11 protein-coding genes and 1 riboswitch are annotated in these 12,167 nt (G+C 70.2%); of the genes, 4 read left to right on the forward strand and 7 right to left on the reverse strand.

Going from position 1 to position 12,167, the window contains the following annotated elements:
- Positions 1–127: 127 nt before the first annotated feature.
- The 4 genes from groL to thrC form a co-directional block, all read right to left on the reverse strand.
- Positions 128–1,750 (reverse strand): chaperonin GroEL, encoded by a 1,623-nt coding sequence (gene groL, locus ACZ6D7_RS47155; protein ID WP_469505065.1) that lies wholly within the window; start codon positions 1,748–1,750, stop codon positions 128–130.
- Positions 1,751–2,073: 323 nt separating this feature from the next.
- On the reverse strand, positions 2,074–2,280 hold the full coding sequence (locus tag ACZ6D7_RS47160) for a cold-shock protein (RefSeq protein ID WP_007493268.1): 207 nt from the start codon (positions 2,278–2,280) through the stop codon (positions 2,074–2,076).
- 463 nt (positions 2,281–2,743) lie between these two features.
- Entirely contained in the window at positions 2,744–3,019 is a 276-nt protein-coding gene (locus ACZ6D7_RS47165; RefSeq protein ID WP_469505067.1) for a MoaD/ThiS family protein, read from the reverse strand.
- Positions 3,016–4,311 (reverse strand): threonine synthase, encoded by a 1,296-nt coding sequence (gene thrC, locus ACZ6D7_RS47170; RefSeq protein WP_469505068.1) that lies wholly within the window; start codon positions 4,309–4,311, stop codon positions 3,016–3,018. Before thrC ends, ACZ6D7_RS47165 begins: the two co-directional genes overlap by 4 nt.
- A gap of 18 nt (positions 4,312–4,329) precedes the next feature.
- Positions 4,330–4,476: riboswitch (SAM riboswitch) on the reverse strand.
- Between the two features lie 180 nt (positions 4,477–4,656).
- On the opposite strand from thrC, the gene ACZ6D7_RS47175 reads away from it, so the two are divergent.
- Both ACZ6D7_RS47175 and ACZ6D7_RS47180 read left to right on the forward strand, forming a co-directional pair.
- Positions 4,657–5,601 carry a glucosyl-3-phosphoglycerate synthase gene (locus ACZ6D7_RS47175; protein ID WP_469505070.1) on the forward strand — a complete coding sequence of 315 codons (945 nt, stop codon included), beginning with the start codon at positions 4,657–4,659 and terminating at the stop codon, positions 5,599–5,601.
- 105 nt (positions 5,602–5,706) lie between these two features.
- A complete protein-coding gene (locus ACZ6D7_RS47180) occupies positions 5,707–7,188 on the forward strand; it encodes an alpha,alpha-trehalose-phosphate synthase (UDP-forming) (RefSeq protein WP_469505072.1) in 1,482 nt (493 codons plus the stop codon).
- Here the strand turns inward: ACZ6D7_RS47180 and otsB are convergent.
- From otsB to ACZ6D7_RS47195, 3 genes are all read right to left on the reverse strand, one after another.
- Positions 7,176–8,048, reverse strand: a complete 873-nt coding sequence (otsB, locus tag ACZ6D7_RS47185) for a trehalose-phosphatase (protein WP_469505073.1) — start codon at positions 8,046–8,048, stop codon at positions 7,176–7,178. The genes ACZ6D7_RS47180 and otsB overlap by 13 nt on opposite strands.
- Before the next feature lie 109 nt (positions 8,049–8,157).
- Entirely contained in the window at positions 8,158–8,388 is a 231-nt protein-coding gene (locus ACZ6D7_RS47190) for a DUF3263 domain-containing protein (protein ID WP_469505075.1), read from the reverse strand.
- A gap of 35 nt (positions 8,389–8,423) precedes the next feature.
- On the reverse strand, positions 8,424–9,647 hold the full coding sequence (locus tag ACZ6D7_RS47195; protein WP_469505079.1) for an ABC transporter substrate-binding protein: 1,224 nt from the start codon (positions 9,645–9,647) through the stop codon (positions 8,424–8,426).
- A 282-nt stretch (positions 9,648–9,929) separates the two neighbouring features.
- Between ACZ6D7_RS47195 and ACZ6D7_RS47200 the strand changes: the two genes are divergently transcribed.
- Positions 9,930–10,871 carry an ROK family protein gene (locus ACZ6D7_RS47200; protein WP_469505076.1) on the forward strand — a complete coding sequence of 314 codons (942 nt, stop codon included), beginning with the start codon at positions 9,930–9,932 and terminating at the stop codon, positions 10,869–10,871.
- The gene (gene nagA / locus ACZ6D7_RS47205) at positions 10,871–12,091 is read left to right on the forward strand and encodes an N-acetylglucosamine-6-phosphate deacetylase (protein WP_469505077.1); all 1,221 of its coding nucleotides are present in this window, start codon (positions 10,871–10,873) and stop codon (positions 12,089–12,091) included. The genes ACZ6D7_RS47200 and nagA overlap by 1 nt, the downstream gene beginning before the upstream one ends.
- Positions 12,092–12,167: the final 76 nt, after the last annotated feature.

Raw genomic sequence — 12,167 nt, forward strand, 5'->3', positions numbered from 1 at the left:
CCCCCCCCCCCCCCCCCCCCCCCCCCCCCCCCCCCCCCCCCCCCCCCCCCCCCCCCCCCCCCCCCCCCCCCCCCCCCCCCCCCCCCCCCCCCGCCCTCGGTAGGAAACCCGAGCCTCTGATTCAGGCTCAGAAGTCCATGTCACCACCCGGCATGCCGCCGCCGGCGGGCGCGGCGGCCTTCTCCGGCTTGTCGGCGATGACGGCCTCGGTGGTGAGGAACAGCGCGGCGATGGAGGCGGCGTTCTGCAGCGCGGAACGGGTCACCTTCGCCGGGTCGATGATGCCCTCGGCGATCATGTCGACGTACTCGCCGGTCGCGGCGTTCAGGCCGTGGCCGACGGGCAGGTTGCGCACCTTCTCGACGATGACGCCACCCTCGAGACCACCGTTGACGGCGATCTGCTTGAGCGGGGCCTCCAGGGCGAGCTTCACGGCGTTGGCGCCGGTCGCCTCGTCACCCTCGAGCTCCAGCTTCTCGAACACCTGGGAGGCCTGGAGCAGGGCCACGCCACCACCGGCGACGATGCCCTCCTCGACGGCCGCCTTCGCGTTGCGAACGGCGTCCTCGATGCGGTGCTTGCGCTCCTTGAGCTCGACCTCGGTGGCGGCACCGGCCTTGATGACGGCCACGCCGCCCGCGAGCTTGGCCAGGCGCTCCTGGAGCTTCTCGCGGTCGTAGTCCGAGTCGCTGTTCTCGATCTCGGCACGGATCTGGTTCACGCGACCCGCGACCTGGTCCGAGGAACCGGAGCCGTCGACGATGGTGGTCTCGTCCTTGGTGATGACGACCTTGCGGGCCTTGCCCAGCAGGTCGAGGGTCGTGTTCTCGAGCTTGAGACCGACCTCCTCGGAGATGACCTCGCCGCCGGTGAGGATGGCGATGTCGTTCAGCATCGCCTTGCGGCGGTCGCCGAAGCCCGGGGCCTTGACCGCGACGGACTTGAAGGTGCCGCGGATCTTGTTGACGACCAGGGTCGACAGGGCCTCGCCCTCGACGTCCTCGGCGATGATCAGCAGCGGCTTGCCGCCCTGCATGACCTTCTCCAGGAGCGGGAGCAGGTCCTTGACGTTGGCGATCTTGGAGTTCGCGATCAGGATGTACGGGTCGTCGAGGACGGCCTCCATACGCTCCATGTCGGTGGCGAAGTACGCCGAGATGTAGCCCTTGTCGAAGCGCATACCCTCGGTGAGCTCCAGCTCCAGACCGAAGGTCTGGGACTCCTCGACGGTGATGACGCCTTCCTTGCCGACCTTGTCCATGGCCTCGGCGATCAGCTCGCCGATCTGGGTGTCGGCGGCGGAGATGGAGGCCGTGGAAGCGATCTGCTCCTTGGTCTCGACATCCTTCGCCTGCTCCAGCAGGGCACCGGAGACGGCCTCGACGGCCTTCTCGATACCGCGCTTCAGAGCCATCGGGTTGGCGCCGGCGGCGACGTTGCGCAGACCCTCGCGGACCAGCGCCTGGGCGAGAACGGTCGCGGTGGTCGTACCGTCACCGGCGACGTCGTCCGTCTTCTTGGCGACTTCCTTGACCAGCTCGGCGCCGATCTTCTCGTACGGGTCCTCGAGCTCGATCTCCTTGGCGATGGACACACCATCGTTGGTGATCGTGGGGGCGCCCCACTTCTTCTCGAGGACGACGTTGCGGCCCTTGGGGCCGAGCGTCACCTTCACGGCGTCCGCGAGCTGGTTCATGCCGCGCTCGAGGCCGCGCCGCGCCTCCTCGTCGAACGCGATGATCTTGGCCATGTGAAGTGGTCCCTCCAGGACTGGGGGTGATTCCTTCGGACCGCGCCCGCGCCCGCGACGGACGGCTCGCATGCCGTGTGGTTCCTTGCCCCACCTGGCCTGCGGGCCTCACCGACCCGGTCCTTCGTTGTCACTCTCACCTTCAGAGTGCTAACGCCAATGATTAGCACTCGCCCATGCCGAGTGCAAGCGGCTCGGGCCGATCCGCAGGTGAACAGCGGCGCGCCCGCCGGTCCCCGGGCATGCCGAAGGGCTCGCACCCCAGGAGGTGCGAGCCCTTCGAAGATGAAACAGAAGAACGTCGCTGTCAGTCGGCGCGTGCTTCAGCCGGTCGCCAGGCGGACCATGTCCGCCTGCGGCCCCTTCTGGCCCTGCGAGATCTCGAAATCGACCCGCTGACCCTCTTCCAGGGTGCGGTATCCGTCCATCTGGATCGCGCTGTAGTGGACGAAAACATCCGCACCACCGTCGACCGCGATGAAGCCGTACCCCTTCTCCGCGTTGAACCATTTGACGGTGCCCTGAGCCATGCCTAACTCCCCTATTACTGGCCCTTGCACAGATCCACACTTCGTGGATCCGGGTCAGACCTCACCCCCCAGCTGGTTGGGGGCGTGCGCCGGAACGCGTCGACCGCGGCCGAATGTATCTGTCCAACTGCCCTCTGCAACAGGTCACTTGGACGAGAATTCTGGACGCACACGATCCGGAATGTGGCGAGAATTCGCCAGAATTCAGGGCAAGTCGGGCCCCGCAAATGCCACAAAAGCCACGAAAGAGGCGCACACTTTGGCTGCTTCTTATCGGGCTCAAGGCAGAAATCAAAGACTCCGGATCAGGGTTTCGCGACCCGGTTCCCCAACTGTACCGCGCTCAATCACACTGAATTGCCCCCTCCGCTTCTCTCACGGAGGGGGCAATTCGATGAACACTCGGTAATCACTGTTACCGACGGTTACTACCGGTGGGTACTGAACGACGGTCAACCACAGGTCAGCCGCCGGCGACGGCCGGGATGATCGAGACGCCGGCACCGTCCGGGGTCGCCGTCTCCAGCCCCTGCTCGAACCGCACGTCGTCGTCGTTCACGTACACGTTGACGAACCGGCGCAGCTTGCCCTGGTCGTCCAGGACGCGCGCGGCGATCCCGGTGTGGTTCTTCTCCAGGTCGGAGATGACCTCCCCGAGGGTCGCACCCTCGGCGGGCACCTCGGCCTTGCCGCCGGTGTAGGTGCGCAGGATGGTGGGGATGCGGACAGTGACGCTCATGCGAGGCCAGCCTCTCGGAAAGAGTCCAGGGTGGGGCGGATGGTCGCGGTGAGGCCGGTGCCGGCCACCGCGTCCAGGGTCTTCAGGCCGTCGCCGGTGTTCAGGACGACCGTGGTCTTCGTCGGGTCCAGCAGACCGTTCTCGATCAACTTGCGCGTGACCCCGACGGTCACCCCACCGGCCGTCTCCGCGAAGATCCCCTCGGTCCGCGCCAGCAGCTTGATCGCGTCCACGACCTGCTCGTCGTTCACGTCCTCCACGGCACCGCCCGTACGCCGCGCGATGTCGAGCACGTACGGACCGTCCGCCGGGTTGCCGATCGCCAGCGACTTGGCGATCGTGTTCGGCTTCTGGGGCCGTACGACGTCGTGGCCGGCCTTGAAGGCCACCGACACCGGCGAGCACCCCTCCGCCTGCGCACCGAAGATCTTGTACGGCCGGTCCTCGACCAGCCCCAGCTTGATCAGCTCCTGGAGCCCCTTGTCGATCTTCGTGAGCTGGGAGCCGGACGCGATCGGGACGACCAGCTGGTCCGGGAGCCGCCAGCCGAGCTGCTCGCAGATCTCGTACGCCAGGGTCTTGGACCCCTCCGCGTAGTACGGCCGCAGGTTGACGTTGACGAAGCCCCAGCCCTCGCCGGCCGGGTCGCCGATCAGCTCGGAGCAGAAACGGTTCACGTCGTCGTAGTTGCCCTCGATGCCGACGAGTTCGCCACCGTAGATCGCGGCCATGACGACCTTGCCCTGCTCCAGGTCGTGCGGGATGAACACGCAGGAGCGGAAACCGGCGCGGGCCGCGGCGGCGCCGACGGCACCGGCGAGGTTGCCGGTGGAGGAGCAGGACAGGGTGGTGAAGCCGAAGGCGCGGGCGGCCTCGATGGCCTGCGCGACGACACGGTCCTTGAAGGAGTGCGTCGGGTTGCCGGAGTCGTCCTTGACGTACAGCCCGCCGGTGACGCCCAGCTCACGCGCGAGGTTGTCGGCCTTGACGAGCTTGGTCCAGCCGGGGTTGATGTTCGGCTTGTCCGCCACGTCGGCCGGGACGGGCAGCAGCGGCGCGTAGCGCCAGATGTTCGCGGGTCCCGCCTCGATGCGCTTGCGCAGCTCCTCCGTGTCGTAGGAGGAGAAGTCGTACGCGATCTCGAGCGGGCCGAAACACTCCTCGCACGCGAAGACCGGGCCGAGGGGCACGCGGTGACCGCATTCGCGGCAGCTCAGCGCGGCGGCGGGGCCGAGGTCTACGGTGGATTCGGTAGTGCTGTCCGTGGTGCTTGCAACAGTCTGCGCAGCCATGTGAGGCGAGGCCCTTTCTCCTCATCTTCCTCACGACGCATCTCGCCGTGAGACGGATTTGGCACCTTCCCGAGCCGGGAGCCTCGCCACATCAATGTGACAAGACCGGCTGGAGGGTTGCCGGGGCTTCATCGGGCCGTATCCCTCTGCCCCTCTGGATGAGCGGTATGTAGTTGTTGAACTCGGCGAACAGCGGACGACCTCGGACATGCGATGGTCATCCGCGTTGTTCAAGACTGTAACCGAAGGCCAGGACAGTTGAGATAGTCGTCCGAACCGCGAGATGGATCACACGGTCACCCGCCGTGCACCCGGTGTGATCACGACAGTGAGGAGCCGCAGACTGTGCTGGAAGAAGTCGAGCGCTGGCTGACCACCCGCTCCTGGTCCGTGGCCGATCGTCCGCTGCACCGGATCCTGGCCGCGAAACGCGCCACCCATCAGTCGGTGTCCGTCGTCCTGCCCGCGCTGAACGAGGAGGAGACGGTCGGCGACATCGTCGCGGTCATCCGTCACGACCTCATGCAGCAGGTCCCGCTGGTCGACGAGATCGTCGTCGTCGACTCGGGGTCGACCGACCGTACCGCCGAGGTCGCGGCCGCGGCGGGCGCGCGGGTCGTCCACCGGGACACCATCCTGCCGCGCCTCCCGGCCGTGCCCGGCAAGGGCGAGGTGCTGTGGCGCTCCCTGCTCGTCACCACCGGGGACATCGTCTGTTTCATCGACGCCGACCTGAAGGAGTTCTCCTCCGACTTCGTCTCGGGCATCGTGGGCCCCCTGCTCACCGACCCCCAGGTGGACCTGGTCAAGGGCATGTACGACCGTCCGCTGGGCGGCGCGGCCGGCCAGGGCGGCCGGGTGACCGAGCTGATGGCCCGGCCGCTGCTCAACATGCACTGGCCGCAGCTGGCCGGGTTCGTCCAGCCGCTGGGCGGCGAGTACGCGGCCCGGCGCACCCTGCTGGAGCAGCTGCCGTTCCCGGTCGGGTACGGGGTCGAGCTGGGCATGCTGGTGGACGCCCTGCATCTGGTGGGCCTCGACGCGCTGGCCCAGGTCGACGTGGGGGTGCGCAAGCACCGCCACCAGGACGGCCAGGCGCTCGGCCGGATGGCGGCGGCGATCTACCGCACCGCCCAGCTCCGGCTGGCCCGCGGCCATCTCGTCCGTCCCTCCCTCACCCAGTTCGAGCGGGGCTCGGACGGTTTCGAACCACGCACCTACTCGGTGGACACGGAGGAACGGCCGCCGATGGCGGAGATCGCGGAGTACCAGTCGCGCAAGGTCGCGTAACACGGGCGTGGCGCCGTATACGGCCCGCGATACGGCCGGATATGGACCGTCCACACAGCGCGACCGTACGTTTGAGCGTTTCCGCGCCGGGCTAGGTTGAGGCGTATGGCTACCACGCACGAAGCTGCCGCTCGGGGTGCTCAGGTGCTGGTCGCGTCCAACCGCGGCCCGGTCTCGTACTCGCTCCGCGAGGACGGCTCGCTGGACCCGAAACGCGGAGGCGGTGGGCTGGTCTCCGGCCTGTCGGCCATCGGCCCGGACGCGGGCGCCCTCTGGGTCTGCTCCGCGCTCTCCGACGGCGACCGCGAGGCGGTCCGGCGCGGGGTCGGCGAGGAGGGCGTGCGGATGCTGCCCATTCCGGCCGACGTCCACGCGGACGCCTACAACGGCATCGCGAACTCGGTGCTCTGGTTCATCCACCACCTGCTGTACCAGACCCCGCTGGAGCCGGTCTTCGACACGGAGTTCCGGCGCCAGTGGGCGTCGTACGAGACGTACAACCGGGCCTTCGCGCAGGCGCTGGCGGAGGAGGCGGCGCCGGGCGCGGCGGTCCTGGTGCAGGACTACCACCTGTGCCTGGTCCCCGGGATGCTCCGGGAGCTCCGCCCCGACCTGCGCATCGGCCACTTCTCGCACACGCCGTGGGCGCCGGCGGACTACTTCGCCCTGCTGCCGCGGGACATCCGCGAGCAGCTGGTCCTGGGCATGCTCGGGGCGGACCGGCTGGGGTTCCTGACCCACCGGTGGAGTGATGCCTTCTCGTCCTGCGTCCAGGCCCTGGACCTCGACGTGGCCGCGCGGATGGCTCTGTCGGGGGTGCCGGAGTCGTTCCAGTACGTGCCCGGCTGGAAGGGCCCCGGCCACCGGACCTGGCTCGGCGTCCACGGCCTCGGGGCCGACGCCGACTTCCTGCGCGAGCGCTCGCACCGGCCGGACGTCGAGGAGCGGATGGCCGCCCTGCGCGAGGAGATCGGAGAGGGACGGAAGACGATCGTCCGGGTCGACCGGACCGAGCTGTCCAAGAACATCGTGCGCGGCCTGCTGGCCTACCGGCAGCTGCTCGACGACCACGAGGAGTGGCGCGAGCGGGTGGTCCATGTGGCCTTCGCCTACCCCTCCCGCCAGGATCTGGCCGTCTACCGCGACTACACGGCCGAGGTGCAGCGCCTGGCCACGGAGATCAACAAGACCTACGGCACCCCCGGCTGGACCCCGGTCGTCCTGCACGTGAAGGACGACTTCGCCCGCTCGCTCGCCGCCTACCGCCTCGCGGACGTGGCCCTGGTCAACCCCGTCCGGGACGGTATGAACCTGGTCGCCAAGGAGATCCCGGTGGTCTCCGACGAGGGCTGCGCGCTGGTGCTGTCCCGGGAGGCGGGGGCGTACTGGGAGCTCCGCGAGGACGCCCTCGTCGTCAATCCGTACGACGTGCTGGAGACCGCCCGTGCCCTGCACGAGGGTCTCACCATGAAGCCGGAGGAGCGGGCCGAGCGCACCAAGAGGCTGGCGGCGGCCGCGACCGCGCTGCCTCCGGCCCGGTGGTTCCTGGATCAGCTGGAGGCGCTCCGGGAGATTCAGCCCAGCTGACCGGCCAGCTCCCGCAGCAGCCGTACGACGCCGGCGGGCCCGTCGACGACGAGGTCCGCGCGGTCGGCCAGTTCGGTGACCTCCGTGCTGCCGCTGCACACCAGCAGGCCGGGGACGCCGTCGGAGCGGAGTTTGTCCACGGCGGCGAAGGCGGGGAGGTCGCCGAGGTCGTCGCCGGCGTAGAGGACCGACCGGGCGCCGGTCTCGCGGACGTGCTCCAGCAGGGCCACGCCCTTGTCCATGCCCGGCGGGCGCAGTTCCAGGACCATCCGGCCGGGCTCGACGATCAGCCCGTGCCGGGTGGCGAGGTCGGTGAGGGGCGCGCGCAGGGCGTCGAAGGCGGCCTGGGGGTCGGTGGCCCGGCGGGTGTGGACGGCGACGGCCCGGCCGCCCTTCTCCTCCACCCAGACGCCCGGCTCGCCGCCGGCCGCGTCGAGGATCCCCGGCAGTTCGGCGCGGACGGCGGCGACGCCCGGATGCGGGGGCGGGGCGGTGAGGGTGCCGGTCCGGGCGTCCCAGCGCTCGGCGCCGTAATGGCCGAGGACGGCGAGATGCTCCAGCCCCCGCGCCCCCGCGAACCCGCCGTTGCGTACGGCGACCTCGGCGGGCCGGCCGGTGACGACGGCGACGGCGGCGACCTTGGGGGCGAGTGCGGTGAGCGCGGCGAGGGCGTCGGGGTGGGCCCGTGCGTCCTCGGGGTTCGCGACGATGGGGGCGAGGGTGCCGTCGAAGTCGAGCCCGACGAGGGTGCGGGAGGGCCTGGCGAGGATCGCGCCGAGCCCCTCACGCCCGGCGGGGGTGGTGGGGACGGGGGTGGGGGTGGGTACGGGTTCCTCGGAGTGCGTCTCATGGATGCCCATACGCCGACGATATCCGCGGGGCACGGCGACCGGGGGGCGAGGCCACGGGACCGAGCCACACCGAGACCCCGTCGGCGGCTCGGCGGCTCGGCGGCTCGGCGCCTAGCGATCAGCGTTCGGCGCGGCGGGTCTCGCGGACCCTGCGCAGTCTGTTCACCGTCACCGGGTCGTGGGCCAGGGCGCGGGGGTCGTCGAGGAGGGCGTTGAGGAGTTGGTAGTAGCGGAGCGGGGAGAGGTCGAGTTCCTCGCGGATCGCACGCTCCTTCGCGCCGGGGCCGGGGAAGCCGCGTCGCTCCAGGGCGAGGACGGCGCGCTCCCTGTCCTCCAGCTGTTCCTGCATGCCCTGAACGGTAACCCCGGCCACCGACAGCCGACTCACTCCCCGGCGGCGCTCTCCGCGGTCGCGGCCGTCGTCTGGAGGTCGCCCAGCACCGTGGCCGGACTGCCGGACGGGGTCACGGCCCGGCCGATCTCCTTCTTGATCGCCGCGCTGACCTGCGCCCAGGAGGTCCGTCCGACCGGGTAGAGCTGGGAGAGCGGGAGTTCCTCCAGGAACGGCTGGAGGTCGGCGTCCTCCTTGGCCGTGCTCATGACCTGGGAGGCGGAGTTGGTGACCGGCAGCAGGTCGTACTCGCGGGAGAAGTCGAGCACGTTCTCCTCGCTGTAGACGAAGTCGAGGAAGTCGCCGATCTGATCGGCGTGCCCGTTCTTGCGGAAGGCCAGCATCCAGTCGGCGACGCCCATGGAGACCTTGGCGGGGCCGTCCACGCCGGGCATCGGCACCATGCCGAACTTCACGCCCTTCTTCGCGGCCGCCTTCATCAGGGACGGGTGGCCGTTGAGCATGCCGACGTCACCGTTGGTGAAGGCGGCGAAGGCGTCGGCGCGGTTGAGCTCGGCGGGTGCGACCGGTCCGGTCAGCCCCTTGCCGACCAGCTCGTTCTTCAGCCAGCCGAACGTGTCGACGTTCTCGGTGGAGTCGAGGCTGTAGCTGCTGACGGTCTGGTTGTAGCCGCCCCCACCGCTGAGCAGCCACTGCATGGTCTCGGCCTGCGCCTCCTCGGAGCCGAGCGGCAGCGCGTACGGGTACTTCACGCCGTCCTTCTTCAGCGCCGCCGCGTCCTTGGCGAGGTCGTCCCAGGTGGTCGGCGGGGTGAGGCCGGCCTGTTCGAAGAGGGTCTTGTTGTAGAAGAGCAGCCGGGTGGAGGAGGCGAACGGCATGCCGTACTGCACGCCCCGCACCTTGCCCGCGTCGGCGAGCTGGCCCACGAAGTCGGCCTGGACGGGGATGGAGAGCAGCTCGCCGGCCTTGTAGAGCTGGTCGGCGGCCGCGTAGTCGGCGTAGGCGCCGATCTGCGCCATGTCGGGCGCGTCGCCGGCGTCGACCATCTCCTTGACCTTGGCGTCGACGTCGTTCCAGGAGTAGACGGTCACCTCGACGGTGACGTTCGGGTGATCCTTCTCGTACGCCGCGACGAGCTTGTCCCAGTACTTCTCGGAGCTGTTGGCGGCGCTGTCGCCGTAGTCGGCCGCGACCAGTCTGAGGGTGACGTCGTCGGAGCCTCCGGTGAGTCCGCAACCGGAGAGGACCGCGGCCATGCCCAGTGCGGACACCCCCGCGATCGTCCCGCCGATCTTCCCCGCGACCGTTCCCGACTTTCCTGCCCGCGCCTGCACTGGCCTCTTCTCCCGACTGCTCACTGCGTCCGATTGTCCAATGGATGGACAAGTGATTGTTCATACCAATGGACCGCTATCCGGATTAAGGTCTACACCACCCGTGTGGACTAGACCTCTTTCGGCCCTCTTGGAGCGGGACCGTACCCCCAACCCGCGCAAGTGGACTAGACCTCTTGCGGGTAATCGGTCCACACTGTTCCCGTGAGACATGTCATCGCCCTCGACGTGGGCGGCACCGGGATGAAGGCCGCGCTGGTCGGGACCGACGGCACCCTGCTGCACGAGGACCGCCGGGCCACCGGCCGCGAGCGCGGCCCCGACGCGGTGGTCGCCGCCATCCTCGACTTCGCCGCCGACCTGCGCGCCCACGGCATCGACCTGCTCGGCGAGCCCGCGGCCGCGGCCGGCGTCGCGGTGCCCGGGATCGTCGACGAGACCCGGGGCGTCGCCGCCTACGCGGCCAACCTGGGCTGGCACGACGTCCCCCTGCGCGCGCTGCTCGCCGAACGGCTCGGCAGCCCCGTCGCACTCGGCCACGACGTGCGCACCGGCGGGCTCGCCGAGGGCCGGGTGGGCGCGGGCCGGGGTGCCGACCGGTTCCTGTTCGTGGCGCTGGGCACCGGCATCGCGGGCGCCATCGGGGTCGACGGCCGGGTGGAGGCGGGCGCGCACGGCTTCGCGGGCGAGATCGGCCACATCGTCGTACGGCCCGGCGGGGCCCCGTGTCCGTGCGGGCAGCACGGCTGTCTGGAGCGGTTCGCCTCGGCGGCGGCGGTGAGCGAGGCATGGGCGGCGGCCTGCGGGGATCCGGAGGCGGACGCCGCGGACTGCGCGAAGGCCGTCGCGTCCGGCGACCCGAACGCCGTCCGGATCTGGCGGAACGCCGTGGACGCGCTCGCCGACGGCCTGGTCACCGCGCTCACCCTGCTGGACCCGCGCACGCTCGTCATCGGTGGCGGGCTCGCGGAGGCGGGGGAAACCTTGTTCACACCGCTGCGGGACGCCGTCCGGCGGCGGATCACCTTCCAGAAACTGCCGACGATCGTGCCGGCGGCACTGGGCGACACGGCGGGCTGCCGAGGTGCGGGGCTCCTGGCCTGGGATCTCCTCGAGACGACTGACGGTATGGAGGTAACACCCTGATGGCCACCCCTCTAGGGGCGCGGGGAACTGCGCGCGACGCCACCCACGACCCGCGGCCCGCGGGCAAGGCGCCCCTCGTCCTCTCCGGCGCCCATGTGGTCCTGCCCGGCGGAACGGTCCGCGACGGCCAAGTGATCGTCGAGGGCACCCGCATCACCGGCACGGCCTCCGAGAACGCCCAGGTCATCGACGTGAGCGGCCACTGGTTGGTCCCCGGCTTCATCGACCTGCACAACCACGGCGGAGGCGGAGCGTCCTTCTCCGGTACGGCGGAGGACATCCAGCAGGCCATCCGGACACACCGCCGGCACGGCACCACCACCCTCGTCGCCTCCACCGTCACCGACGACATGGACTTCCTGGTGCGCCAGGCCGGTCTGCTGAGCGAGTTCACCGAGCAGGGCGACCTCGCCGGGATCCACTTCGAGGGCCCGTTCATCTCGCCGTGCCGCAAGGGCGCGCACTCCGAGGAGCTGCTGCGCGACCCGGACCCGGCGGACGTGCGCAAGCTGATCGACGCGGCGCGTGGCCGGGCCCGGATGGTCACCCTGGCGACCGAGCTGCCGGGCGGTCTGGACTCCGTACGGCTGCTGGCCGACCACGGGGTGATCGCGGCGGTGGGCCACACGGACGCGAGCTACGAGCAGACGGTTCAGGCCATCGAGGCCGGGGCGACGGTCGCCACCCATCTCTTCAACGCGATGCCCGCCCTCGGCCACCGCTCCCCCGGTCCCATCGCCGCCCTCCTGGAGGACGAGCGGGTCACGGTGGAGCTCATCAACGACGGCACCCATCTCCACCCGGCCGCCCTGGAGCTGGCGTTCCGTCACGCGGGCGCGGGCCGGGTCGCGTTCATCACCGACGCGATGGACGCGGCCGGCATCGGCGACGGCCGCTACATGCTCGGCCCGCTGGAGGTCGAGGTCAGCGAGGGCGTGGCCCGGCTGGTCGAGGGCGGCTCGATCGCCGGCTCCACCCTCACCCAGGACCGCGCGTTCAAGCGGGCGGTGACCGTCGACCGCCTCCCGGTCGAGGACGTCGTCGCCGCCCTCTCCACCAATCCGGCCCGCCTGCTGGGCATCTCCGACCGGGTCGGCTCCCTCGGCCCCGGCAAGGACGCCGACCTGGTCCTCCTGGACGAGAACTTCGACCTCAAGGGCGTGATGCGCCAAGGAGATTGGGTGGTCGCTCCCGAACTGGCGTCAACGACCCGGGACTAAAGTCCCGGGCTTGCACAGCGGGCGCCACTGGCTGTGGTGCTGCGCTTGCGTCCGGTCCCACCCTCGGGTTCGGGGG

The organism is Streptomyces sp. NPDC041784 (genome assembly GCF_055591025.1).

What these genes read in the sequence shown, in the direction of transcription:
- groL (WP_469505065.1), bottom strand. Translation starts at nt 1,750, where the DNA reads ATGGCCAAGATCATCGCGTTCGACGAGGAGGCGCGGCGCGGCCTCGAG.
- ACZ6D7_RS47160 (WP_007493268.1), bottom strand. Translation starts at nt 2,280, where the DNA reads ATGGCTCAGGGCACCGTCAAATGGTTCAACGCGGAGAAGGGGTACGGC.
- ACZ6D7_RS47165 (WP_469505067.1), bottom strand. Translation starts at nt 3,019, where the DNA reads ATGAGCGTCACTGTCCGCATCCCCACCATCCTGCGCACCTACACCGGC.
- thrC (WP_469505068.1), bottom strand. Translation starts at nt 4,311, where the DNA reads ATGGCTGCGCAGACTGTTGCAAGCACCACGGACAGCACTACCGAATCC.
- ACZ6D7_RS47180 (WP_469505072.1), top strand. Translation starts at nt 5,707, where the DNA reads ATGGCTACCACGCACGAAGCTGCCGCTCGGGGTGCTCAGGTGCTGGTC.
- otsB (WP_469505073.1), bottom strand. Translation starts at nt 8,048, where the DNA reads ATGGGCATCCATGAGACGCACTCCGAGGAACCCGTACCCACCCCCACC.
- ACZ6D7_RS47190 (WP_469505075.1), bottom strand. Translation starts at nt 8,388, where the DNA reads ATGCAGGAACAGCTGGAGGACAGGGAGCGCGCCGTCCTCGCCCTGGAG.
- ACZ6D7_RS47195 (WP_469505079.1), bottom strand. Translation starts at nt 9,647, where the DNA reads ATGGCCGCGGTCCTCTCCGGTTGCGGACTCACCGGAGGCTCCGACGAC.
- nagA (WP_469505077.1), top strand. Translation starts at nt 10,871, where the DNA reads ATGGCCACCCCTCTAGGGGCGCGGGGAACTGCGCGCGACGCCACCCAC.